Raw genomic sequence first — 23,746 nt, 5'->3', positions numbered from 1 at the left:
ATCTCTCCCGCTTAATCCTTTCCTGCGACCCCTGATCAAACATCTTCCCGCCAGCGCCGGGCCTGCACGATCAATGCGGGGGCGAAGTGCAGCACGACCATGCGCATCAGGTGGTGAGTGAGGATGAACACGACGTTCAGCCCGCCACTGAAGGCGACGATGGCGATGGTCTCGACAGCGCCCGGCATGTACGCCAGCCACAACGACAAGGGGTCGCTGCCCAGCACCCGACCCGCCACCCCGGCGAACGCCGCGGCGATCAGCAACATCAAGGCGACGGACATCAGTCCGGCGCGGCCGTGGTGCCATAGCTGCGCGAGGCTGATGTCCTTGAATTTCGAGCCAATCAACACACCAAGCAGGACCGCCGCCGAGTCGACACTCCAGGCGGGCATCTGGAATCCGTGGAGGTAGCCCAGCTTGACGTAGACGCCCGTGAGGACGATGGCCGTGAGCATGAACGGCGCCGGCACGCCGACGTTCAATAGCAAACGCCCGAGCAACAAACACATGGCGATCAGCGACAGCAGGGTCAACGCCATGCTCATGTCCAGCGGGCTGCTCTGGGCAATCGCCAGGTGGGTCTGCCCGGGAATACAAAAGCTGACGAGGAGGGTGATGGACAGCAGTCGAACCAGATGCACGACGATCACTTTGCTGGACGCTCGTTCGGACTCCAGCAAGTCGAACACGGCGGCGAGTGCGCCGGGGTAGACGGCGAGGAGGGTGTCCTTGCGGTTCCAGCCGGCGACCTTGAGCAATGAGAAACCGGCCACGGTGCTTTGCACCACCAGGCACAACAGCATCAAGCCCAGGCTGGGCAACATGGCGGCGACTGTCTGGCTGTCCCACGCGGTGAACATCAGGCCAGTCGCGATCCCCAATACGAGTTGCACGTATCCGAGGCTGAAACGCACGGTGGGAGAGAATCGAAAACGGCTGGCGATGACGGCGGTTGCGAGTATCGAGCCCAATAACAGGCCATGAGGGATACCAGCGTGTTGCAGCGCGGTGCCGACGCCGGCGGCGATCAGCAAATACAACAGGGTTTTCATGAGCCGTCCTTGATTCGTGAGTGAGCCCGATACGTCCATCCGGGCCAGCCACGTTTTCCCACCTAACCGCATGAGGCGTCAAGAACGATGGTTGACTCATCAGTCATGTCCTTTAGGCGACATCTCCTGGCTTACTAGCGTTAGTCGGTAATCATCAGGCGCGTTAGAGTCGTCATCACGTTCCTGGCAAACCTGGATGATCCTGATGACGCGCCCCCGTTTCTTACCCGACAACTTCACCTTGACCCTGATTGGCGTCGTGCTGCTGGCCAGCGTGTTGCCCGCCAGCGGTCAAGTGGCGGTGGGCTTTGGCTGGCTGACCAACGTCGCCATCGCCCTGCTGTTTTTTCTGCATGGCGCCAAACTGTCACGCGAGTCGATCATCGCCGGGGCCGGGCATTGGCGCCTGCATTTGCTGGTGTTCAGCCTGACCTTTGTGGTGTTCCCGCTGCTCGGTCTGGCGCTCAAACCGGTGCTGTCGCCACTGATCGGTGATGATCTGTACATGGGCATGTTGTACCTCTGCGCACTGCCTGCGACGGTGCAGTCGGCCATTGCCTTTACCTCGCTGGCGCGCGGCAATATTCCGGCGGCGATTTGCAGTGCGGCGGCGTCCAGTCTGTTCGGGATCTTCCTCACACCATTGCTGGTGACGCTGCTGCTGAATGTGCAGGGCGATGGCGGCTCGACCCTCGATGCGATTATGAAGATCAGCGTGCAACTGCTGCTGCCGTTCATTGCCGGGCAGATCGCACGACGCTGGATCGGCGCCTGGGTCGGGCGCAACAAGAGTTGGCTGAAGTTCGTTGATCAGGGCTCGATTCTTTTAGTCGTTTACGGCGCGTTCAGCGAAGCGGTGACCGAGGGCATCTGGCACCAGATTCCGCTGTGGGAACTGGCCGGGCTGGTGGTGGCGTGCTGCGTGTTGCTGGGGTTGGTATTGGTGGCTTCCACGGTGCTGGGCAAAGCCTTTGGTTTCAACATGGAAGACCGCATTACCATCCTGTTCTGCGGCTCGAAGAAAAGCCTGGCCACCGGTGTGCCGATGGCTCAGGTGCTGTTCGCCGGCAGCACCATCGGCGTGTTGATCCTGCCGTTGATGTTGTTCCATCAAATTCAGCTGATGGTCTGTGCGGTGCTGGCCCAGCGCTACGCCAATCGCCAGGAATCGGTTGCTGAACTGATGGCGCAAGTAGATCCTTGATCGCGTCAGACCCCGACCTCAACGGGAGCGATGCATGAAGGTTGGCGTGATTTCCGATACCCACGGTTTGCTCCGCCCCGAAGCCCTTGCGGCCCTGGAAGGGTGCGAGCGGATCATTCACGCGGGCGACATCGGCAGCCCGGACATCCTCGATCAACTGGCGTCCATTGCTCCACTGCATGTCGTGCGCGGCAACAATGACGTGGACGCGCCATGGGCCGCGCATCTGGATGATCTTCTGCGTTTCGACCTGAAGGGTTGGGGCACTTTGCTGGTGCATGACATCGCCGATGTCCCGGCCGCGCTCGATGCAGGCATCAAACTGGTGATCACCGGGCACTCGCACAAGCCATGCATCGAATGGCGCGGCGATCAGCTGTTCCTCAATCCCGGCAGCGCGGGGCGGCGGCGTTTCAAGTTGCCGGTGACGCTGGCGTTGGTTGAGGTGTTGGAGACTTCAATTGAACCGCGCATGGTCTCGTTACTGAACTAGCTTTATGGCTAAGCGCCATTAACTCTGCTATGCCTTGGATAGCCCTCCACGATTTACCGCAGCAGTTGTCACGACACGGATGTGGGGCCACACCGTCCCTCGCTTGCCGACAGGAAGCGCGGGAACCCCACTTTGCCGGGCAACAAGATTGCGGAGAGCACACAGACCATGGCGCGCCAACTAATTCTCTGTATCGATGGAACGAACAACCGCTTCTGTGACAAACCCACCAATGTGCTCCGGGTGTTTCGGTCATTACCCAAGAACAGCAGTGAGCTTCTGAGCTATTACGATCAGGGTGTGGGCACGTTCGGGTTAAGTGAAACCCTGTTCGAATGGGAGAAGGTACCGTCGCGAATTGCCGGGCTGGCGTTTGGTTGGGGGATCAAGCGTAACGTGCTCAATGCCTACCGTTTTCTCATGGAGAACTATCAGGAAGGCGATCAGATTTTCATCTACGGTTTTTCTCGCGGCTCCTATGCTGCCCGGGTCCTGGCAGCCATGATTCATACGCTTGGGCTGCTACCGGCCCACCAGGCTCAACAACTGGACTTTGCCTGGTCATTACTGACCACACGAACATGTTCCGAAAAAGGTGCGCCCGAACCTTCCCTCAAGCGGCCGTGGAGCTATTTCTGGTGGCGCCTGACCGCGGACAAGCGACCGGATTTTTCCTTGATGACGCAGTTCAAGGAATCCTTTTCCCAGGATGTCGATGTCTACTTTCTCGGGTTGTTCGACACCGTGAGTTCAGTGGGTTGGGTGTATGACCCGTTGGTCGTTCCCTATACCGCAAACAATCCAAGCGTACGCACCATCCGTCATGCGGTGTCCATTGACGAGCGACGCTGTTTTTTCCGCCAGAACCTATGGAATGTCGCCAAGGCCGCGGACCTGAAACAGGTGTGGTTCGCCGGCGTGCATTGCGATGTCGGTGGCGGCTACCCGTTGGAAGAATCGCAGCTTGCCCTGATTGCCTTGCGCTGGATGATTGGGGAGAGCCTGGAGGCCGGGTTGAACATCGATGATGCATCGTGTCGTGGCGAACTCCATCCCAAGACCTGCCCGGTAGCGGATCCGCTGGCACAAGCCCACCAATCGCTGTCCCGATGGTGGATGATTGCGGAGTGGGTGCCGCGCTTGAGGTGGGACCCCAAGACTCACACTCGAACGCTCAAGTTTGGCTCGATGCCGCCATTCGGCAAACCCAGAGCGCGAGAGATTCCCCAGCCTGAGCCCGGGCAGAAAGTCTGGGTGCATGAATCCGTGATGGTGCGCCTGAACGGATCGTTGACCACCGGCCAGCCGTGGGGAGACCAGCTGAAATACGAACCTGAAAACCTGCTGTGCATTGATCCAGCACTGATTGATCAGGTTTTCGACGCTCCGGACCTTGCTCCGCGCGGGTTATAGGATCAGAGCCCAAGTCGTGATATGACGCGCCGACGTCCAGAAAGAGTAAGCCTTTAAAAGCCACCCCGACCCGTTTGATCGGGGCGGGGTGGTTCATTCAAGACCTGACGGTTTACCCCGTCACTTCACATCAAACCGATCCAGGTTCATCACCTTGGTCCAGGCCGCCACAAAGTCCTTAACAAATTTCTCCTTCGCATCACTGCTCGCATAAACCTCGGCCAGTGCCCGCAATTGCGCATTCGACCCAAAGACCAGGTCAACACGCGTCCCGGTCCACTTCACTGCACCGGATTTGCGATCGCGTCCTTCGAACTCTTCAGCGGCCTCGGAGGTGGGTTTCCATTCCACGCTCATGTCCAGCAGGTTGGTGAAGAAGTCGTTGGTCAGCGCTTCCGGTTGTTGGGTGAAGACGCCGTGGCGGGTTTGTCCGACGTTGGTGTTCAGCACTCGCAGACCACCAATCAGCGCGGTCATTTGCGGAGCGGTGAGCGTCAGCAGTTGCGCCTTGTCGATCAACAGTTGCTCGGCCGGTACGCGGTAGCGGGTTTTCAGGTAGTTGCGGAAGCCATCGGCAATCGGTTCGAGGAAGCCGAAGGATTCCACGTCCGTTTGCTCTTGCGACGCGTCCATCCGCCCCGGCGTGAACGGAACCGTCACGCTGTGACCGGCATTTTTCGCCGCTTGTTCGACGCCCGCGTTACCCGCCAATACGATCAGGTCGGCCAGCGAGACTTTCTTGCCACCGCTGTTGAACTCGCTCTGGATGCTTTCGAGTTTCGCCAGGACGTTCGCCAATTGTTCTGGCTGGTTGGCTTGCCAGAATTTCTGCGGGGCCAGGCGCAGGCGTCCGCCGTTGGCACCGCCGCGTTTGTCGGAGCCGCGGAAGGTGGAAGCGGCTGCCCAGGCAGTCGATACCAGCTGCGAGACCGACAGGCCCGAGGTAAGGATTTTGCTCTTGAGTGCGGCGACGTCGCTGTCGCTGACCAAGGCATGATCGACCGCCGGGATGGGGTCTTGCCACAGCAGTACTTCGTTGGGCATTTCCGGGCCGAGGTAGCGGGAGAGGGGGCCCATGTCGCGGTGGATCAGCTTGAACCAGGCGCGGGCGAAGGCGTCGGCCAGTTGATCGGGATTGGCCAGGAAGCGTCGGGAAATCGGCTCATAGATCGGGTCGAAGCGCAGGGACAGGTCCGTGGTCAGCATGGTGGGATTGCGCCGTTTGGACGGGTCGTGGGCATCCGGAATGGTACCGGCACCGGCGCCGTTTTTTGCGACCCACTGGTGCGCCCCGGCTGGGCTTTTGCTCAGTTCCCACTCGAAGCCGAACAGGTTTTCCAGGTAGTTGTTGCTCCATTTTGTTGGCGTGGTGGTCCAGGTCACTTCCAGCCCGCTGGTGATGGTGTCCGAGCCTTTACCGGTGCCAAAGCTGTTCTTCCAGCCAAAGCCTTGCTGTTCGAGACCAGCGGCTTCGGGCTCGGCACCGACATTGTCGGCAGGTCCGGCGCCGTGGGTTTTACCGAACGCGTGGCCGCCAGCGATCAGCGCCACGGTTTCTTCGTCGTTCATCGCCATGCGGGCGAAGGTTTCACGGATGTCCGTGCCTGCAGCGACAGGATCCGGATTGCCTTCAGGGCCCTCGGGGTTGACGTAGATGAGGCCCATTTGCACGGCGGCGAGTGGGTTTTCCAGATTTCGGCCCTGCTCGGTGCGGCTCTCCTCGTTTTTCCCGGGCTCAGCAACCAGCGGACCTTCGCCGGGCTCTTGCATAGGCTGGTTTTCTTTGCCGTAGCGGATATCGCCGCCCAGCCATTTGTTTTCGGAGCCCCAGTAAACGTCTTCGTCCGGCTCCCAAACGTCCGGACGACCACCGGAGAAACCAAAGGTCTTGAAGCCCATCGACTCCAGCGCCACATTGCCGGTCAGCACGATCAGGTCAGCCCAGGAAATGTTGCGCCCATATTTTTGCTTGATCGGCCAGAGCAACCGACGTGCCTTGTCGAGGCTGACGTTGTCCGGCCAGCTGTTGAGCGGTGCAAAGCGTTGCTGACCGGAGCCAGCGCCACCCCGGCCGTCACCGGTGCGATAGGTGCCGGCGGCGTGCCAGGCCATGCGAATGAAGAGTGGCCCATAGTGACCAAAGTCCGCTGGCCACCAGTCTTGCGAATCGGTCATCAACGCCGTGAGGTCTCGTTTGACCGCTGCAAAATCCAGTTTTTTGTACGCTTCGGTGTAGTTGAAACCCTCGTCCGAGGGATCGGACAGAGACGAATGCTGGTGCAGGATGTTCAGGTTCAGTTGGTTCGGCCACCAATCGCGGTTCTTCGTGCCACCACCGGCGGCGTGGTTAAACGGGCATTTCGATTCATTTGCCATGTGCGAGCTACCTTTGGTCGTGTTCATCCGGGCTACCCGGCCCGTTGTGGGCTCGAAATAGCGACGAGCGAAAGCAATGACACAGGCTGCTGGGCCAGCAGTTCGATTCACTGATTGTTTTGATTACACGGGCATCGGTACAGCGCAGAACGAGGTGCAATCACGGTGGCCCACGGCAGGCTTAGTCATGTTTCTGACTCATTCCTGTCTCCTTATCAGCTCAAAACCGGCCGGCTCACGCCAGCGCTGGGATAAGGTTAGACGCCTATCTGCAAGTCAGCTAATAGGTGGAGTATTCGGGGCTGATAGGCAAAAGCTTTTATTGGGGCCTTTGAGATTGTCTGGGTTTAGAGGCCCTTGGAAGGAGACGGATCTATTGATAAACAAAAAATCCATCCCCTCATTTTTACTTAGCCCTGCGGCACCACCCGCGCTTCGTTTCCAGTGCCTTCGATATAAACGTTCATGCCTTTGTTCAGTCCAGGATTGATTGGCTGGGTCACCGACACCAGCACACCGCTTTTTGTGCGCACGATGATCTGTTGAGCTTCCTGAGGCTGGTCATACTTTTTCTTCTCCGCGTAGTTGCCGCCTGCCGCACCCGCGAGCGCGCCGGCCACCATCGCCACGTCCCGTCCTGTGCCATGCCCGATCAAACTGCCAAGGCCGACACCGGCGATCCCGCCAAGAATGGCGCCGACACCACTGTCATGATTGGTTTGCATCTGCGTGAGGGTGATCTGCTCAATCTTGCCCGAGCGAATTTCCATTTCGCCCGCGCCTCCGCTCCCGGCTCCAACGGCGGCGCAGGCGCTAAGCACAAGACTCATCAGTGTGATCGTTATCCAGGAAACAGTGGTTTTCATCATTGAGCTCCAGCTTTCAGGAAGGGTTGTGTATCCAAACGCATCACCTCACGTTAGTGCAAAAAGCCTAGCACACGCCTTTAAGCCCATTGGTGGTCAGGAGTCCTGCCTTTTGTCGCTGTGCTTGAACCGGTTTTACGTTGAATTGATCTGATGTTTGTCACCCAGGAGCCCACGCCATGCAGCCCAAACCCTATGCGCGATACGACCTGACGCTGCTTTTGGTGTTTGTTTCAATCGTCGTGGTGCTGGGCTTTTCGCCGCACAGTCGGGTTGATTGGGCGCTGGAAAACCTGTTGGTGCTGTTGCTCGTGGGCACCTTGGTGGCGGCCTCTTACTGGTTTCGCTTGTCTGCGGTGTCCGTCACCCTGATTTTCGTTTTCCTGTGTATTCACGAATTGGGTTCTCACTACACCTACGCCGAAGTGCCCTACGACCGTTGGTGTTCGGACCTGGCCGGGTTCAGCCTCAACAAAGCCCTTGGCCTGCATCGCAACCATTTTGATCGGCTGGTCCATTTGAGCTACGGGTTGTTTTTGGTCTATCCCGTGCGAGAAGTGCTGCTGCGGCTGACCCCATTGCGGGGCTTTTGGCTGCTGTTCGTGGCGATGAACATCATGCTGTCGACGTCAGCCATCTACGAATTGGTGGAGTGGATTGGCGGGGCCTATCTGGGCGACGACACGTCCCGCGCCTTCATTGGTGCTCAAAACGATCCGTGGGATTCACAGAAAGACATGGCGCTGGCGGTGACCGGCGCCTTTGTCAGTTTGCTGGTGATGCTCCTTTTCAAGGTAAAGAAACAGCGTTCAAGTCACCCGATCACGGTGCCCCAAACAGCATCGTCCAATACACCCCCTCATCACTACGGGCATCTGCCGCATAACCGGCGCCGACCTGAGTAAACATCGGGTTCATCAGATTCGCGCAATGCCCGGGGCTGGCCAGCCATCCTGACATCGCCTTGCTCGGTGAACTTTGCCCGGCGGCGATGTTTTCACCGGTCTGCCTGCCGCGAAAGCCGGCGGCCCGCGCTCGATCGGCGGGCATATCACCGTCGGGGTCACGGTGCGCAAAGTAGTTGCCGTAGGCCATGGCCTTGCTGTGCCCTTGGGCGGCGGCGCCCAGGGCGGTGTTCCAGCTCAGCGGCCGTGCGGCGGCGAAGCGCTGAGCGCCACACATCCGCGGTTTGGCCCGTGCCGCGTTGACTTGTGCCAACAGTGCCTTGCCGACGGTTCGCGAGTCGCCGACCTGACGGTCGAGTACCGGTTGCGCCAGCACCACTTGCCATTGCGATCGGCTGCGACTGACGCCGATGTCCGCGTACTGGCCATCCAGCAGCGCCCCGCAGTAATCGTCTTGCAACCTATCAAAGGCTTCATCGGCATCCTGCGCACCGACCACCCGAATGCTTCGAACCGTCACCGCCGAATAGCCGGAAGCCTTCAGCCGATCGCGCAAACCACCGCCATAGCCGATGGGCAGCGCCAGGTTCGAGTTCAGCGCCAGCGGCGCCAGGCGTTGTGCCGGGCGCCTGTCGCAACGTTGCGGATGGGCACGGTAATCGTTGATCGCGGCCACCAGTTGGCGTTCGCCGCTGGCATGGGCAGGGGTGGCCAATAGAGCAAGCACAGGTAAACAACACAGCGAGGCGCAGCGCAAGGCGAGGACGGTGGGGTGCATGGGGCGGACAGCTCTGAGGAGATAATGACGAAAATGAGAATTTACGGCGCCTGTAAGACTGGCGACTGAACACTAGGTTCAGGAGGGAAGGGGGCAGAAAAGCGCGTTTTACCTACCGCATGTCGAAAAAGGTCAAAAGTACCGAGCCACTGTTAAACAAGTGGCTGCAGCGGTCGATAGCGTTTCCACAATACCGACTAGCCAACAGAGGGCAGCACCGTGTCGATAAAACTGCGATTACTGTTGTTGATTGGCACCAGCTTGCTCACCGCGCTGATCGTGAGTCTGGTCAGTTACGTAGGTAACACGCAGATGGCCGAAGCGGTGAATGAGAGCGAGGTCAGCATGACCGCGCTGCGCAATCACCTCGAAGCCGACATGATGCATGACGCCCTGCGCGCCGATGTGTTGTCGGCGATGCTGGTCGGCCTGGGCAAAAGCACCAGCAGCAAGGTCGAGGTGCACAGTTCAATCGAAGAACACACGACGCATTTTCGCGAAGTGCTGGGTGAAAACCTCAAGTTGCCGGTCAACGACACCCTCAAGGTTGCCCTGAACAAGGTCAAGCCGAGTTTGGACACTTACATCGCTGCGGCAGAGCGCATCGTTGGCCTGGCATTGGAAAACCCCGAAGCCGCGCAGAAAGAGCTGGGCACCTTCAATGCCGCGTTCAGCCAACTGGAAGATCAGATGGCGGCCCTCAGCGAGCTGATCGAAACCAACACGCAACAGACCAGCCAAAATACCCAGCAAGCGATCCAGAGCGCCAACTTCACCCTCGGCGTCGTGCTCATCGCCAGCCTGGTGTTGCTGCTTATTCAGGGACGCTGGGTGATGCTGAGCATCATGGGGCCTTTGCAGACCGCCAATCGCATCGCCATCAGCATCGCCCATGGCAACCTCAGCGAACCGATTGTCGAGCCGACGCAAAAAGACGAAGCCAGCACCCTGATTCGCAGCCTCGCCACGATGCAACGCGACTTGCGCGGCATGATCGAAGTGGTGCGCAGCAACGCTCACGGCGTGAGTGGCATGAGCGATCAATTGAGCAGCGGTTGCCATCAGGTCGCCGACAGCAGCCAGCAGCAAAGCGCCGCCGCCAGCACCATGGCCGCCGCCGCAAGCGAAATGACCGCGAGCATCGAGGAAATCACCCGCCACGCCGAACGCGCGCTGGACATGGCCAATCAGGCTGAATCACTGGCCAAGGATGGTGGTCGGGTGATCCATCAGGTCGTCGCAGACATGGACGGCATCGCCCGTTCCGCGCAGCAATCGGCCCAGGTGATTCGCACGCTGGACAAGGAGTCCGAAGGGATTTTCAGCATCATTCAGGTGATCAAGGGCATCGCCGACCAGACCAACCTGCTGGCCTTGAACGCCGCCATCGAGGCGGCGCGCGCCGGTGAGCAGGGCCGTGGTTTTGCCGTGGTCGCCGACGAAGTGCGTAGCCTCGCCGGACGCACCAGCGCCTCCACCCAGGAAATTGCCAGCATGGTCTCGCGCATCCAGCAAAGCACCCGCGAGGCGGTGACCAGCATGGAGGCGGGCGTGGCACAGGTGGACAAAGGCATGGCCGTGACGGCCGACGTTGAGCGCGCCATCCGTGAAATCCTCAGTGCGACGCTGAGTACCACGCAACTGGTCAACGACATTACCCGCACCATCGGCGAGCAAAGCCTGGCCAGCAACGAAATTGCCCATCAGGTGGACATGATCGCCGGTATGTCGGAGGGCAACAGCAAGGTCATCGGCCAGACCGCCTCGACTACCGATGAACTGTCGAGCCTGGCGGGCAAGCTGTCGCAGTCGGTGGATCGGTTTCGGCTCTGACAGCATCTGGTCGTTACGTCTTCCCGCTCCCACGCTTTTGCGTGGAAGCGGGAGGAGAGGTTCTTAGATAAGTTCACCGCAGAAAATATCGTGATTGCCATCGGCCGGGCTATCTCGCACCACCAGCGAGTAATGGCCGGAGCGCAGTGTTTCGTATGGCAGAGGCACAGTCTTCTGGAGTTGGATTCCCTCTGTTTCGTTGAAGTTGTCAGTCACGACCTGGTTGAGTGAATAGGCCGGTTTCGGCTCATGCCGGGCACAGCTTCCCGAGTAGACATAGGTATACAAGTGCGCCGGAACTAAAGTGCCATCGGGTACACCACCCACGAACAATGAGAGTTCCGTCTCACCAGTGTTCAAGGGGGTTAGAACGGCCTGAGCGATATGTCCGGCATTGTAAGTAGTTGCGTTCAAGGGAACGGCGTCGATCTGCTGCGGGGTTGCTACAGCCACCGAGATGCAGCCAGCCGCGACCATCAACGCCAGCGAAGATACGATTTTCATCGTAAGCCTCCTGCCTTACAAAGGCGTGCTGAAGTGAGCCCCCTATAAATTTTAGTCGCCTATACACATCCATGTGTTCTTCAGACGTTCGGGCCTCTGATGTTTTAGAGGTACTTATCCGTCACCGCGCCTTCCGAAGCACTGGACACGGTCTTCGCATATTTGGCCAGCACCCCGCGTTTGTACTTGGATTCCGGGCGGACCCAGCGGGTCTTGCGCTCGGCCAATACCGCGTCGGTCACGTCGACGGTGATCTGCCGGGTTTCGGCGTCGATGGTGATCCGGTCGCCGTCTTCAATCAGCGCGATTGGCCCGCCTTCAAACGCTTCCGGTGTGATATGCCCGACCACAAAACCGTGCGAGCCGCCGGAAAAACGGCCATCGGTAATCAGCGCGACGTCCTTGCCCAATCCCTTGCCCATCACCGCAGACGTGGGCGAAAGCATTTCGCGCATGCCCGGGCCACCTTTTGGCCCTTCGTAACGGATCACGATGACGTCGCCGGCCTTGACCTCCCCATTGAGGATGCCGGCCAGCGCACCTTCTTCACCGTGATAGACGCGGGCCGTCCCTTCAAAGCGCAGGCCTTCTTTGCCGGTGATCTTGGCCACGGCGCCGGTGGGCGAGAGGTTGCCGTGCAGGATCACCAGGTGCGAGTCCTTTTTGATCGGTTTGTCGAAGGGCAGAATCACGTCCTGGCCTTCGGGGTAGTCGGCAACGTTTTCGAGGTTTTCCGCCAGGGTCTTGCCTGTCACCGTCAGCACGTCGCCGTGCAGCATGCCGGCGGCGAGCATGCGTTTCATCAGTGGCTGGATGCCGCCAATGGCGACCAGTTCGCTCATCATGTATTTGCCGCTGGGGCGCAGGTCCGCCACCACCGGGGACACCTTGCCCAGCTCGACGAAGTCGTCCAGCGTCAGTTCGACATCCACGGCATTGGCCATGGCCAACAGGTGCAGCACGGCATTGGTCGAGCCGGCGAGGGCGATGACCACGCGGATCGCATTTTCAAAGGCTTTGCGGGTCATGATGTCGCGCGGCTTGAGGTCCAGCTTGAGCAATTCCATGACCTGCTGACCGGCGCGAAAGCTGTCTGACGCCTTGTCGATGCCGACCGCTTCCTGGGAGCTGGAACCGGGCAGGCTCATACCGAGCGCTTCAATGGCCGACGCCATGGTGTTGGCCGTGTACATGCCGCCGCAGGAGCCGGGGCCGGGGATCGCCACTTCTTCAATCTGCTTGACCTGAATCTCGCTGATATCGCCCCGTGCGTGCTGACCCACGGCCTCGAACACCGAAATGATGTCGGTGTGGCCGGCGCCCGGGCGAATGGTGCCGCCATAGACGAAAATCGACGGCCGATTGAGCCGCGCCATGCCAATCAGGCAGCCCGGCATGTTCTTGTCACAACCGCCGACGGTCACCAGGCCGTCAAAGCCCTCACAACCGACCACCACCTCAATCGAATCGGCGATCACCTCGCGCGACACCAACGAATACTTCATGCCTTCGGTGCCGTTGGCGATGCCGTCGGAAATGGTGATGGTGTTGAAAATGACGCCTTTGGCACCGGCAGCGTTCGCGCCTTTTTCGGCTTCCAGGGCGAGTTTATCGATGTGCATGTTGCACGGCGTGACCATCGCCCAGGTGGAGGCGATGCCAATCTGTGGTTTCTTGAAATCCTCATCGGTAAAACCCACGGCGCGCAGCATGGCGCGTGCGGGAGCGGCTTCGACGCCGTCGATGACTTCGGAAGAGTATTTGCGCAGATCGTCTTTGTCGCTCATGGCGTTGGCTCACATCAGCAGACCGTATCGGCAAGGATTGAAGTCTAGACCCGGCTGCCGCAAAAATCAGTCCACCGTTGCACACACCTCACGCACACATTCGCGCAACCACCGATGCGCCGAGTCCGCGTCCATTCGCGGGTGCCAGAGCATGGAAACCGTGATCGCTGGAGTCATCACCGGCAGCGGGAAACTGTGCAGTCCGGCGCGCAGGTTTTGCGTGTGCCGTTCGGGTACGGCAGCGATCAGATCCGAGGCGCGGGCCAGGGCCAGCGCGGCGGAAAACCCGCCGACGATGGTGACGATGTCTCGCTCAAGCCCCAGTGATTTCAAGGCGTCATCCATCGGCCCTTTATCCCGCCCGCGTCGCGACACCAGAATGTGCCGGCCGGACGCGTAACGGGCGGGGGTGATCTCGCCCTCGCTCAACCCGTGCCCGACGCGCACCACTCCGATGAAGCGATCCTGAAACAACGCGCGGGTGCGCACTTCGGGGCTGGTGGTATCGTCCACCACGCCGGTTTCCAGATCGACGGTGCCATCGCGCAGCAGCGTGCGGTCCTGATTGAGTTTTTGCACGAAATGCAGGCGCACGCCGGGTGCTTGCTCGCTGATGCGGGCGATAAGAGCCGGCCCGAAGTTCTCGACGAAGCCATCGCTGGTGCGCAGGGTGAATGTGCGCACCAGGTGTTTGAGGTCGAGTTGCTCGGCAGGGCGCAGCACCGCCTCGGCGTGCAGCACCAGTTGACTCACCTGTTCGCGCAGTTTGAGTGCGCGGGGTGTCGGCACCAGGCCGCGTCCGGCGCGCACCAATAACGGGTCGCCGGTGGTTTCCCGCAATCGCGCCAGCGCACGGCTCATGGCCGATGGGCTCAGGCGCAAGCGTCGGGCGGCGCCCGCGACGCTGCCTTCGGTGAGCAGGGCATCGAGGGTAATCAGCAGGTTCAAGTCGGGAGTGGTCATGGGGTGAACGCTAGCACGACTTTGCAGTGATATGGCGTTGCGTGCAGGTATCAAGTGCAAGCCGTGCGTCTTCCGCCATGCCACGTCCGGCCATACGCTGAAGGCCAACTTTTGATTCAGTGGCCAGGCAATGAAACTCATCACGCAATCAGGATCGGTCCGTTGGGCGCTCGCCAGTCTTTCACTGTCGATGTTGATGCCTTCACTCGACACCAGCATCGCCAATGCCGGATTACCGACATTGGCTCACGCCTTTGACGCAACGTTTCAGCAGGTTCAGTGGATCGTGCTCGCATACTTGCTGGCGATCACGACATTAATCGTCAGTGCCGGACGGCTCGGCGACCTTGTCGGGCGCAAGCGCTTGCTGTTGAGCGGGATCGCGATTTTTACCCTGGCTTCGCTCGCCTGCGGGCTCGCGTCCTCATTGGGCTGGCTGGTCGCGGCCCGCGCGGTGCAGGGCCTTGGCGCGGCCCTCATGTTGGCGCTGACCGTGGCGTTTGTCGCGGACACGGTGCCGAAGGCACAGACCGGCAGCGCCATGGGAATGCTCGGCACGATGTCGGCGATCGGTACCACGCTCGGTCCGGCGCTGGGGGGCGTGTTGATTTCCGGTGTTGGCTGGCAGGCGATTTTTCTGGTCAATGTGCCGGTGGGCGTTCTGAATTTCGTGCTCGCCTATCGCTGTTTACCGGCGGATCGGCCGGTGGCCCGGCGTGACGGGTTTGATGTTCCCGGAACGCTGCTGTTGGCGCTGACACTGGGCGCCTATGCGCTGGCCATGACGTTGGGTGATTGGGGGGCGCTCAACCTGGTGTTGCTGCTGGTCGCGGTGGTGGGCGCCGGAATGTTCCTGTTCGTCGAAGCGAAAGCGTCATCGCCCTTGATCAGGCTGGCGCTGTTCCAGGATCGCCGGTTGAGTGCGAGCATGGTCATGAGCGTGCTGGTGTCGACGGTGATGATGGCGACGCTGGTGGTCGGGCCGTTTTATCTGTCGGGCACGCTGGGGCTAAAGGCGGCGCTGGTCGGGCTTACGTTGTCGGTCGGCCCGCTGGTGGCGGTGCTGGCCGGAGTGCCGGCCGGTCGTCTGGTGGACCGTTTTGGCGCGCAGCGCATGACGGTGTTTGGGCTGACATTTATGGCATCGGGTGCGGGGGTGTTGTCGATTATGCCGACCGGTTTCGGCATTCCCGGCTATGTCGCGCCCATTGCAGTCATCACCGCCAGTTATGCGCTGTTTCAGGCGGCCAACAATACGTTGATCATGAGCGGTGTCAGTACCGATCAGCGGGGCGTGATCGCCGGGTTGCTCAGCCTGTCGCGCAATCTGGGGTTGATCACGGGCGCTTCGGTGATGGGCGCGGTGTTTGCAGGCAATGGCATGCGTGTCACGTTTGCGCTGGCGGCGGGGTTGATCGTGCTGGCGTTAGTCATCGCGTTGCCCGCTCGCAAACGCCAGCTCTCCGCTGCCTAAACAGCGCATCCACCGCAGTCCCCTTGCAGGAGCCGAGCTTGCTCGCGATGGCGGTGTATCAGTCAACATTTGTATCGACTGACACTGCGCTATCGCGAGCAAGCTCGGCTCCTACAGGGGTGGTGGTGGCGGGATCAGGAAACCTGCGTTTGAAGCGTGTCCAGAAGGTGGGCAAGAGGGTCGGCCGTTTTGGCATCGTCGGCTTTGTCCTTGTCCGAGCCATCCGTCACTACACCCGCGAGGATTTCAGCCAGGTTGTGAAAATGCCCGGACTTCTTATCGGCGGGATCCGAGCCAGCGTTCTGGTTCAGTGCCGCTTCCAGCGACAGGTGTTGGGTCAGCCATTGCGGCGTGTTCTTTTCTTCGGGGCTCATGTTGTCGAGAAAATCCAGGGCGGCATGAGCGCGGGCAACCGGGTCGTTGGCGAACGGGTCTTTCCAGTTTTTTTCCTGGTCCGCCGGGCCACTGTAATAACCGGTGGCGAGTCGGCCTTGCTGGCGCATCAAGGCTTGGGCCGACGCTTGTTCATCGGCGGTGAACTTGCCGCCTTCGTTGGTGGCGACGGCGTTCAACGAACGTCGATCCAGGTCGCCAAACAGTGCATTACGGTCTTCATCCGTCTTGGCGTATGGCTGGCCGCTGGCGGTCATCTGCGCGTATTTTTCATCCATGCGCTTGCGCGCGTCGGCGGCCACTTCCGGGAAGGTCTTGTCCTTGGAACTGGAGACTGCGCCAGGCTTGGACGCGCCAAGCACCAGCGCGTCGGCATTCATCCCCGCGCGGACCGGAAAGTACGGCGCATTGCCGACGATCGAGCTGTTGTAATCGGTGGAAGTGCTGGAGAGGCTCACCGAATCAGTGTTTGACGTCTGGGTCTGCGCTGTCTCGTCTTGACCGAGCTGCTGCCGGGTATTGGCAGACTTCGAATCGACAGCCGCCGCGTAGACAGACATCGCCGCATTCGTTGAAGTTGAGACAGTGATCATTGTGCTTCCTTGGCGAGGACCGCTCACAAGTAGGAGCGTTGAGACGCTCGATGCCAGACACGGTACGTCGTATCCGTGACGCTTTCAGGTGTATCGGCGGCGACGCCCCCTACTTGAAGGCGCCGGTCGGTGGCCAGGGTTTCACCGATGATTCAAGGCGTCGGTTCCGGTTCTGTGGTCGCTTCAGCCTCTTCCTGAGGCTCACTCGGCCGCAGTTTGAACCGGCAGACATTTCCGCCCCGAACCATGCATTCCGTATGGTCGACCTCACCCCCCCCCAACGCGCCGATCAAGGCCAGGTCCAGCTCGCAGACCACCGGGTGCGCGGCGGCGAGGCGGTGGAATACGCAGTTGTGCGCGACGATTTCCTTATCGTCCGAGCTGCGAAAAATCACCTCGGCTTCGTACCCGGCCTGATTCATGTGCTGCACGATGGTGCCTTCGTCCACCACGTGCTGTTCACGGTCCAGCGCCAGTTTACGACCCATGCTGCGCATCAGTGCCGCCAGGGCTTCGGGGCCGATGATGCCAGCCACTTCGTCAATCAGGACACTGGCCAGCAGCTGATACTGGCGGGGGAACTGTTCCTTCGCATGGTCGGTGAGCTGATACAACTGCTCCGGACGCCGCCCCGTCGGGCGCGTGTCGCCGCGCAGCACCAGGCCGGCACCCTCCAGCGCCGCCAGGTGCTGGCGAATCGCGGTGCGGGTGACGGCCAACTGCTCGGCCAGCTCGTCAATGCTCATGCCGCGTGCATGGTGCAGCAGCGCATTGAGCAAGTCCTGCTGGGTTCGGCCCAGTCCTTCAAGCATGGGGTGTCCTCGCGCGGGATCAGAATTTTTCCGGGAACTGTTTGACCAGCGCCGCCGTCAGTGCGTCGGCCAGCGCGAGTATGTGGGTGCGCATCATGTTCCAAGTGCTGGCTTCGCCGGCATAGTCGTGCGCGGCGATTTGATCGATCTGGCTGACATGGTGCCCGCCGTGGGCGGCCAGCATCGTGACCAGGGTGCTCTCCGGCAAGTTGGGGTTGGCCTTGGCCAGGAAGGCGGCGATGGCTTTGGCGTTGCTGGTCAAGTCAGCGACGGCGGCCTGCTTGCCTTTCGCATCCTTGGCGACGGTGGCGTCGCTGTAGTGTTTCACCGCGCCCCAGTGACCGGCAAGCAGCTTGAGCAGCTGATCGGCAGCGGGCTGGCCGTAGAGCGGGGCGATGCTGTTGGCGATTTTGGTGGCGTTATCGACCACCTGATCGGCGGCGACTTTAGCCTGTGCCTTGTCGTGCTCCTGATTGGCAATGGCGTAGCTTCTGATCCAGAAAATATGCTCGACCCACAGGTCCCGCAGAGCGAGACGGGTGGTGAGTGCCGCGCTGTCGGCGGCGGGCGGTGAAGCGGGGGGCGTCTGGCTCCAGACGGGTTGAGCGCACAGGGCCAACAACAATAAAGCCAAGGTTTTGATATTCATCACGGCACCCTCTGTAGGTGGGATTGTTCGACAATATCAATTAAAGCATCAAAATATGTTTTTATTGGGCGTTAGCAAAAATTGCAGATCAACGGTCATGTCGCTGCGCTGCGCTGCGGTGGAGGAGGCGCTTTATCGAGGCTTATTCGCCTCGACACGTTTGAAGGAGAATGAAAGGGCTTTTTTAATGTGCCTGGCAATGGGGGTTTCTATTTGTTTGTGGATGACATGAGACGCACCGATCATCAACGCGATAGTGCCCCAGAGCAGGAGGTGTGGGTTTATCGCCGGGTAGGCAATGTTGAAAATCATAAAGCCGATCATTTGATGCAGTAGATAAAGTGGGTAAGTCAGCGCGCCTAATGCCGTCCAGTTGAATGTCCCTACGGCTGCAGTCTTGTTGGTTGCGACCAGGAAGAATGTCATGAAGAACAGGATGATCATGCTGCAGACGATCAGGGGATCGAAGTCGGTTGGATATTTGGTTTCGAGCAATTCGGCCCAAACGATGGCGGTGAAGCAGGCCAATGCCAATGCCCCAGCCAAGAGCAGCACTCGTGTTTTGGTGATCCCCTTGGCCCAGATCATGAAGAACGTCGCACCCGCTATGAAATAGGCGGCGTAATCGGTAATTAATACCGAGCGCAACTTTTCGAAGGCGAATACTTCGGCACCGGCAGAGATCAGCAACCACCACACAAGACAGGTTTCTATTTTTTCTATTTTCTTGAAGGCCAGGAGAATGGAGATCATCAGGTAGAACTTTATTTCTACAAACAGCGACCAGTACACGCCGTCTATGGGCTCGACACCTACAAAGTCGCCCAGCAACGTCATGTTAATAATGTATTGATAAACATCAGCGGTGTATCGCGGCTGCCCAATGGCCAGCGTGATCAGAAAAGTCAGGGTGCAGCACACCCAGAAAGCAGGGTAGAGGCGAATGGCGCGGGATATGAAAAAGGCTTTGAGATTGTTGCCCGACGCGGTCATGAGAATGACGAATCCGCTGATCATGAAAAACAGTTCGACACCCAAGTAACCGTATTTGGCAGGCTCAGCCAACAGCGGGTAGGGCATTACAGACATGTCGCCTTTTGCATACCCGCGAAAAGCATAGTGAAAAAACACCACGGCGAGCGCTGCCAGGAAGCGCAGCAAATCCAGTTCATTCAGCCGGCGTTTGATCACGTACACGCTCCAGATGGGTTGGCGCTGATTGACAACTGACCTCCCTGCCGATTGAACGTTGATCCAGCGCGAACGCTAGAGCAGCAGTAGCGCCTCATGGACTTCAATTGAAGGGGTAACACCTTCCTTGCGTTGGCTCTCGAGCCAGTTTCTGGTTTTGATGACATCGAAGATCTGGCCTTGATCCATCAAGGTCAAAAGCAGCTCATCGGAAACCCGATAGCGCCCGCATTCCGGACAATCCCTTTCCTCCCATGGGCCGTGGCACTGAATGCGTTCCGCCACGCCGACACAAATCAGACAATTCACCGTTAGCCCCTCATTCTTGTTTTTTAACCGCCGCCCGGGAGCCGGATGAGGCTGGAATTCTGTCGACCTGACTGCTCGAACGAAAGTTCAGGGGTAATCGGATGAACCTGACGGACAGATCCATGATTGAGAAACGCTACTGACTGCGTTGCCATACCTTGACGTAATCGACTCTGAAGGTAGAGGGCAGGTCAGCATCGTCTACCACTCCGAACCATTGCCACATGGCCTCACTGTCAAAGACGATCTGCATTGGAAAGAAGAAATTCGTATTCCTGGATTCCCGGACCAGCACGCCATCGACGTACCAGCGCAGGGTGTCGGGCTGCCAGTCGAAGCCGTAGACATGAAACGTACTCGCCAGGCGCCAGGGGCTGACCCAGATGCTGGCGCTGGCGACATGTTCGGTGCTTTGGGGCGTGGCCCACAGGTGGGCGTTCATGTTGTACAAGCGGTCGTAGGCAGCGTCTTTGGTCTTGCCGCCGATTTCGAAGATGTCGATCTCGGTGGCGTTATCTTCCATGCCCGTCCAGGCCAGCCAGAAGGCGCTGGAACCTGCCGAGTCCATGGGTTTGGCGCGTGCCTCGTAGTAACCGTAAAAACCGCGCTCGACCGTGCGAACCATGGCGGAAGAATAATCCTTGAAACCCAGTTGCACGTACTTCTGTGGCAAGGCTTCCTTGCGAAAGACGATGTTCAGGTTGCCGTTGGCCAAGAACGCATTGGCCGGCCTGAACAGCGCCGGCTTGCGGCCCAGGGATTCATTCCCCTGGGCATTGTTGACGTGCCAGCGCACGGTGTCGAGAACGTCGCCATCGAAGTCATCGGACAGTTTGCTGTCGAATATCCAGTTACCCGCATCGGCCTGATCGGACAAGGGCAAGCCGGCGTCGTCGAGTGTCGGCAAGGGGCCCAGCGGCCCGACCCGGGTCCAGGTATCAGCCTGCCGGGGAATGGCAACCGACCACTTGTCCGCCAGGTATTGATACGCCTCTTGTTGCTGCGCAAGGGAGGCAAACGGGCGGTCGTACACCAGCACTTCCGCGATATCGCCTTTGAAGTTGTCGGCGTTTCCGACCACGTTGCGCCCGACCGCGTAGGGCCCAATCGGCACGTCTTGAAGTTCGAGCACGGAGATGGTCGGCGCGTAGGCGTCTGCCTGTCGCAGGCTAATGGCAAAGTTGGGCAGCACATTGTCGTTATCGACGCTATTGGGGCGTGAGCTGAACAGCCGCTGCCAAGGGTCTGCCGGGCTCTGTTCGGGCAGCCGGCGGGAGACGATCAGGAGGGTTGCCGGGCCATTGCCAACGCGGATTGTTTTGCCCAGAAACGCCGAAACGCCATTGAAACGCACCACCGCGTGGCCGTGCAAGGCGTTGGCCACGAACTGCGGACCCGAGGGCCCAATGGCGTCGTCCACCGTGGCGTGGTTGGATTTGCCGGACTTGTCGTTCCAGTGCTGGAGGCGGTCCTGTGCGTCGATACTCATGCTCGATGCATCGGCCGCGTCCAGCCACAGCACCAGCCCGGCGGCTGGCGGACGGGAAGGCGCTGGCGCAGCGCTGCACGCCAGCGAAACCGACAACAGCAGTACCCACAGGCATTCTCTGAGCATGTGCTTTCCTTACTGTTGGAACGATTGCTTATTTCACCGCAGTCAATGCCACTACGCCGAATGAGGATTGATAGCCCTGCGGATTGCACGACTGCCAACGCCAGGAATCCGCCATCATCTGATCGAGATCGCGTTGCGCGCTCCAGCCCAGATCCCGTCCAGCCCTGCTCGGGTCGGCCCACATTTGAGCGATGTCTCCGGGGCGACGCGGGGCGAAGCTGAAGGGGATGGTGATGCCGGTAACGTCTTCGAAACTGTGGATGATCTGGAGCACGCTATAGCCAATGCCGGTGCCCAGGTTCCAGGAATGAATGCCACCCATGTCTTGCAATGCCTGCAGCGCCTTCAGATGACCATTGGCAAGGTCGACCACATGGATGTAGTCGCGCACGCACGTTCCGTCCACGGTGGGATAGTCGCGGCCGTACACCGTGAGTTCGGGCATCCGTCCAATCGCGACCTGCGTCAGGCACGGCAACAGGTTGTTGGGGCGGCCCTTGGGGTCTTCGCCGATCATCCCGCTCTCGTGAGCGCCAATCGGGTTGAAGTAGCGTAGCAAGGCGATGTTCCAGCGCGAATCGGAGTGACACAGGTCGGTCAGCAGCTCTTCGATCATCAGCTTGGTCCGGCCGTAGGGATTGACGGGTTTGCCAGTGCCGAGATCTTCGGCAATCGGTACTTGCGTGGGGTCGCCATACACCGTGGCCGACGAGCTGAACACCAGGTTGAACACTTCATGACGCACCATCGCCCGGCAAAGATTGAGTGTCCCGGCGACGTTGTTGGCGTAATAGTCCAGTGGCTTGCGGATGCTTTCTTCCACGGATTTGAGACTCGCAAAATGCACCACGGCATCGATGTCGTAACGACGGAAAATGTTGTCGAGCAAGATCGAGTCGCCCATGTCGCCATTGATGAAATCGACCCGGGTGTCGGTCAGTAGCTCAAGGCGCGCGATGCACTCTCGACAGCTGTTGCACAGGTTGTCGAGTATCAGCACGTGGTGTCCGGCGTTGATGAGCGCCAGGGCGGTATGGGAGCCGATGTAGCCGGCCCCGCCAGTGATCAGCGTAGTTTTGCGCATGGTGAGGTGTTCCTGTTTCGGGATTGAATTCAGCGAGCGGTGAAAACCGATTTGAATTCTTGCGGCCAGCGCGGGTGCATGACGCTATACGCCACGGCATAGCTCAGCGCGCCTGCCACGATGTTGCAGATCAGGTGCAAGTAACCTTCAAAACCCGATCGGGAAGAAACCAGGAGGACGAATGCGGCCATGACGAGCGAGGCAATCACGCTGCGATAGTTGGTGTCGAAAAACAGCCGCCAGTCATAGCCGATTGCGCTGTTCAAGCCGCGGATTTGCAACGGTGTGATGATCGCCATCCGGGCCAGTAACGCCAGGGCGGCAGCCATGCCGCCATAGAGACTGCCGAAGCTATAGACCAGCGCCAGTGCCAGTACCGTGGTTGCCACTTCGGCCTTGATGGTCAGGTAACTGCGATTGACCGCGACCAGTGCGGTCGTGGCGTACATGGCGGTATTGCCGATGGCTGCCGTGCACGCAAGCACTTGCAGCGGCGCAATGGCCTCGGTCCATTTGGCGCCGAAGATCAACAGGATCACGTCGTGCGCCGTGAGTGCGATGCCGATGAACAAGGGCGTCAGCAGGAAGCCGCTGACAGCGGTCGAATCGCTGAAGATCGCGCGCAACCGTGATGGATCGGCGCTGCGCCGCGCGAACACTGGTAGCGCATAGCTCAGCAGGCCGTTGTAAATCGCGGTGCGGGGCAGTTCGATGATGCGCATCGCCATGTTGAACATGCCGACCGCATTTGCGCCGGCCGTCATGCCCAGGACCACGTTGACCCCACGCTGCAGCGTTTGCGAACTCAGCGCGTTGACGGCTACCGGTGCACCGGCCTTCAACAGTTCTCGCAAGACGGGGCCGTCAATATGAAAGGCGATGCGCTGCCGGTCTGCGCGCATCAATACGATGATGGACACGAACTCCATGATCAGTGCCTGGGTAATGACCGCCCAGGCCCCCAATCCCCAAAGCGCGACAGCGACGCCGCCGACGCCACCACACACCTTGCCCAGCAGCGTGCGCGACGCCAGCGTCTTGAAGTCGCCGCTACGGCGCATCTGCGCCACATAGACCCGCGCCATCATGGTGAACAGGATTTTCACCGAGGCCACCGCCGTCATCCATCGCAGCATCGGGTCAGGCGTGTACACAAGTACCGCGCCCGAGATGACGACGATGGACGCCAGACTGACGAGTACCGCCGCCCAGAAGGCCGTGGAGATGTGTTTGTCCTCCAACCGCTCGAGTCGTACCAGCGGGTCTTCCAGAACCGATGAATACACCAGGCCGATCAACTCGACGACGGCAATGATCACCGTGCCCACACCCAGCTCTGCGGGCGACAGCAGCCGGGCATACACGACAAAGGTAATCATCGACAGGAAGATCAGGCCGAATTTCTCGGTGAAGATCCAGATCAATGTAACCAGACGGTGATTGGCCATG

General features: G+C 59.7%; 21 protein-coding genes and 2 pseudogenes. 8 read left to right on the top strand and 15 right to left on the bottom strand.

Features of this window, described 5'->3' with window-relative positions:
* Nucleotides 1-35: 35 nt before the first annotated feature.
* Nucleotides 36-1,055, bottom strand: coding sequence for an AbrB family transcriptional regulator (locus LOY55_RS18565; protein WP_046030322.1), 1,020 nt, complete (start codon nucleotides 1,053-1,055; stop codon nucleotides 36-38).
* A gap of 205 nt (nucleotides 1,056-1,260) precedes the next feature.
* Here LOY55_RS18565 and LOY55_RS18560 point away from each other — a divergent pair, with 205 nt between their 5' ends.
* The 3 genes from LOY55_RS18560 to LOY55_RS18550 all read left to right on the top strand — a co-directional run bounded on the left by LOY55_RS18560 (nucleotide 1,261) and on the right by LOY55_RS18550 (nucleotide 4,165).
* Nucleotides 1,261-2,259, top strand: a complete 999-nt coding sequence (locus tag LOY55_RS18560) for a bile acid:sodium symporter family protein (RefSeq protein WP_109786762.1) — start codon at nucleotides 1,261-1,263, stop codon at nucleotides 2,257-2,259.
* A 34-nt stretch (nucleotides 2,260-2,293) separates the two neighbouring features.
* Nucleotides 2,294-2,752, top strand: a complete 459-nt coding sequence (locus LOY55_RS18555) for a metallophosphoesterase family protein (protein WP_046030321.1) — start codon at nucleotides 2,294-2,296, stop codon at nucleotides 2,750-2,752.
* 81 nt (nucleotides 2,753-2,833) lie between these two features.
* Nucleotides 2,834-4,165, top strand: coding sequence for a DUF2235 domain-containing protein (locus LOY55_RS18550; RefSeq protein WP_258666176.1), 1,332 nt, complete (start codon nucleotides 2,834-2,836; stop codon nucleotides 4,163-4,165).
* A gap of 120 nt (nucleotides 4,166-4,285) precedes the next feature.
* Here the strand turns inward: LOY55_RS18550 and katG are convergent, their stop codons facing one another.
* Both katG and LOY55_RS18540 read right to left on the bottom strand, forming a co-directional pair.
* Nucleotides 4,286-6,541 carry a catalase/peroxidase HPI gene (gene katG / locus LOY55_RS18545; RefSeq protein ID WP_258666174.1) on the bottom strand — a complete coding sequence of 752 codons (2,256 nt, stop codon included), beginning with the start codon at nucleotides 6,539-6,541 and terminating at the stop codon, nucleotides 4,286-4,288.
* A 410-nt stretch (nucleotides 6,542-6,951) separates the two neighbouring features.
* Nucleotides 6,952-7,407, bottom strand: coding sequence for a glycine zipper 2TM domain-containing protein (locus tag LOY55_RS18540; RefSeq protein ID WP_046030315.1), 456 nt, complete (start codon nucleotides 7,405-7,407; stop codon nucleotides 6,952-6,954).
* Between the two features lie 179 nt (nucleotides 7,408-7,586).
* Here LOY55_RS18540 and LOY55_RS18535 point away from each other — a divergent pair, with 179 nt between their 5' ends.
* Nucleotides 7,587-8,312, top strand: coding sequence for a DUF2238 domain-containing protein (locus LOY55_RS18535; RefSeq protein ID WP_258666171.1), 726 nt, complete (start codon nucleotides 7,587-7,589; stop codon nucleotides 8,310-8,312).
* On the opposite strand, the gene LOY55_RS18530 is transcribed toward LOY55_RS18535, so the two are convergent.
* A complete protein-coding gene (locus tag LOY55_RS18530) occupies nucleotides 8,230-9,090 on the bottom strand; it encodes a CAP domain-containing protein (RefSeq protein WP_258666169.1) in 861 nt (286 codons plus the stop codon). The genes LOY55_RS18535 and LOY55_RS18530 overlap by 83 nt on opposite strands.
* A gap of 219 nt (nucleotides 9,091-9,309) precedes the next feature.
* Between LOY55_RS18530 and LOY55_RS31230 the strand changes: the two are divergent.
* Together LOY55_RS31230 and LOY55_RS31225 are read left to right on the top strand one after the other, a co-directional pair.
* A pseudogene (locus tag LOY55_RS31230) lies at nucleotides 9,310-10,065 on the top strand (MCP four helix bundle domain-containing protein); the annotation flags it as partial.
* Nucleotides 10,060-10,923, top strand: a complete 864-nt coding sequence (locus LOY55_RS31225; protein ID WP_408981002.1) for a methyl-accepting chemotaxis protein — start codon at nucleotides 10,060-10,062, stop codon at nucleotides 10,921-10,923. The pseudogene LOY55_RS31230 and the gene LOY55_RS31225, both read left to right, overlap by 6 nt.
* Nucleotides 10,924-10,986: 63 nt before the next feature.
* Here LOY55_RS31225 and LOY55_RS18520 read toward each other — a convergent pair whose 3' ends face one another.
* The 3 genes from LOY55_RS18520 to LOY55_RS18510 all read right to left on the bottom strand — a co-directional run bounded on the left by LOY55_RS18520 (nucleotide 10,987) and on the right by LOY55_RS18510 (nucleotide 14,177).
* Complete coding sequence (locus LOY55_RS18520; protein ID WP_077431953.1) at nucleotides 10,987-11,427, bottom strand: hypothetical protein; 441 nt, start codon at nucleotides 11,425-11,427, stop codon at nucleotides 10,987-10,989.
* Nucleotides 11,428-11,531: 104 nt separating this feature from the next.
* Entirely contained in the window at nucleotides 11,532-13,214 is a 1,683-nt protein-coding gene (gene ilvD / locus LOY55_RS18515; protein ID WP_109786671.1) for a dihydroxy-acid dehydratase, read from the bottom strand.
* 66 nt (nucleotides 13,215-13,280) lie between these two features.
* Nucleotides 13,281-14,177 carry a LysR family transcriptional regulator gene (locus LOY55_RS18510; RefSeq protein WP_258666167.1) on the bottom strand — a complete coding sequence of 299 codons (897 nt, stop codon included), beginning with the start codon at nucleotides 14,175-14,177 and terminating at the stop codon, nucleotides 13,281-13,283.
* Between the two features lie 130 nt (nucleotides 14,178-14,307).
* Here LOY55_RS18510 and LOY55_RS18505 point away from each other — a divergent pair, with 130 nt between their 5' ends.
* Nucleotides 14,308-15,651: an MFS transporter gene (locus LOY55_RS18505; RefSeq protein WP_258666165.1), complete on the top strand. Its 1,344-nt coding sequence runs from the start codon at nucleotides 14,308-14,310 to the stop codon at nucleotides 15,649-15,651.
* Nucleotides 15,652-15,785: 134 nt separating this feature from the next.
* Here the strand turns inward: LOY55_RS18505 and LOY55_RS18500 are convergent, their stop codons facing one another.
* From LOY55_RS18500 to LOY55_RS18475, 6 genes are all read right to left on the bottom strand, one after another.
* The gene (locus LOY55_RS18500) at nucleotides 15,786-16,637 is read right to left on the bottom strand and encodes a hypothetical protein (RefSeq protein WP_258666163.1); all 852 of its coding nucleotides are present in this window, start codon (nucleotides 16,635-16,637) and stop codon (nucleotides 15,786-15,788) included.
* Between the two features lie 152 nt (nucleotides 16,638-16,789).
* The gene (locus LOY55_RS18495; protein ID WP_046030305.1) at nucleotides 16,790-17,449 is read right to left on the bottom strand and encodes a metalloregulator ArsR/SmtB family transcription factor; all 660 of its coding nucleotides are present in this window, start codon (nucleotides 17,447-17,449) and stop codon (nucleotides 16,790-16,792) included.
* A gap of 19 nt (nucleotides 17,450-17,468) precedes the next feature.
* Complete coding sequence (locus LOY55_RS18490) at nucleotides 17,469-18,098, bottom strand: hypothetical protein (RefSeq protein WP_046030304.1); 630 nt, start codon at nucleotides 18,096-18,098, stop codon at nucleotides 17,469-17,471.
* 132 nt (nucleotides 18,099-18,230) lie between these two features.
* A complete protein-coding gene (locus tag LOY55_RS18485) occupies nucleotides 18,231-19,289 on the bottom strand; it encodes an acyltransferase (protein ID WP_077431954.1) in 1,059 nt (352 codons plus the stop codon).
* A gap of 75 nt (nucleotides 19,290-19,364) precedes the next feature.
* Nucleotides 19,365-19,598 (bottom strand): hypothetical protein, encoded by a 234-nt coding sequence (locus LOY55_RS18480; RefSeq protein WP_046030302.1) that lies wholly within the window; start codon nucleotides 19,596-19,598, stop codon nucleotides 19,365-19,367.
* A 136-nt stretch (nucleotides 19,599-19,734) separates the two neighbouring features.
* Nucleotides 19,735-21,213: a family 16 glycosylhydrolase gene (locus LOY55_RS18475; protein ID WP_109786247.1), complete on the bottom strand. Its 1,479-nt coding sequence runs from the start codon at nucleotides 21,211-21,213 to the stop codon at nucleotides 19,735-19,737.
* A 23-nt stretch (nucleotides 21,214-21,236) separates the two neighbouring features.
* On the opposite strand from LOY55_RS18475, the gene LOY55_RS31220 reads away from it, so the two are divergent.
* The gene (locus LOY55_RS31220) at nucleotides 21,237-21,284 is read left to right on the top strand and encodes a hypothetical protein (RefSeq protein ID WP_371916738.1); all 48 of its coding nucleotides are present in this window, start codon (nucleotides 21,237-21,239) and stop codon (nucleotides 21,282-21,284) included.
* A gap of 8 nt (nucleotides 21,285-21,292) precedes the next feature.
* Here the strand turns inward: LOY55_RS31220 and galE are convergent.
* A pseudogene (galE, locus tag LOY55_RS18470) lies at nucleotides 21,293-22,297 on the bottom strand (UDP-glucose 4-epimerase GalE); the annotation flags it as partial.
* A gap of 29 nt (nucleotides 22,298-22,326) precedes the next feature.
* On the bottom strand, nucleotides 22,327-23,745 hold the full coding sequence (locus LOY55_RS18465; protein ID WP_258666158.1) for an oligosaccharide flippase family protein: 1,419 nt from the start codon (nucleotides 23,743-23,745) through the stop codon (nucleotides 22,327-22,329).
* Between the last annotated feature and the right edge of the window lies 1 nt (nucleotide 23,746).

The organism is Pseudomonas sp. B21-040 (assembly GCF_024748695.1).
Lineage (GTDB): Bacteria > Pseudomonadota > Gammaproteobacteria > Pseudomonadales > Pseudomonadaceae > Aquipseudomonas.
This window is presented reverse-complemented; position numbering and strand designations above follow the sequence as displayed.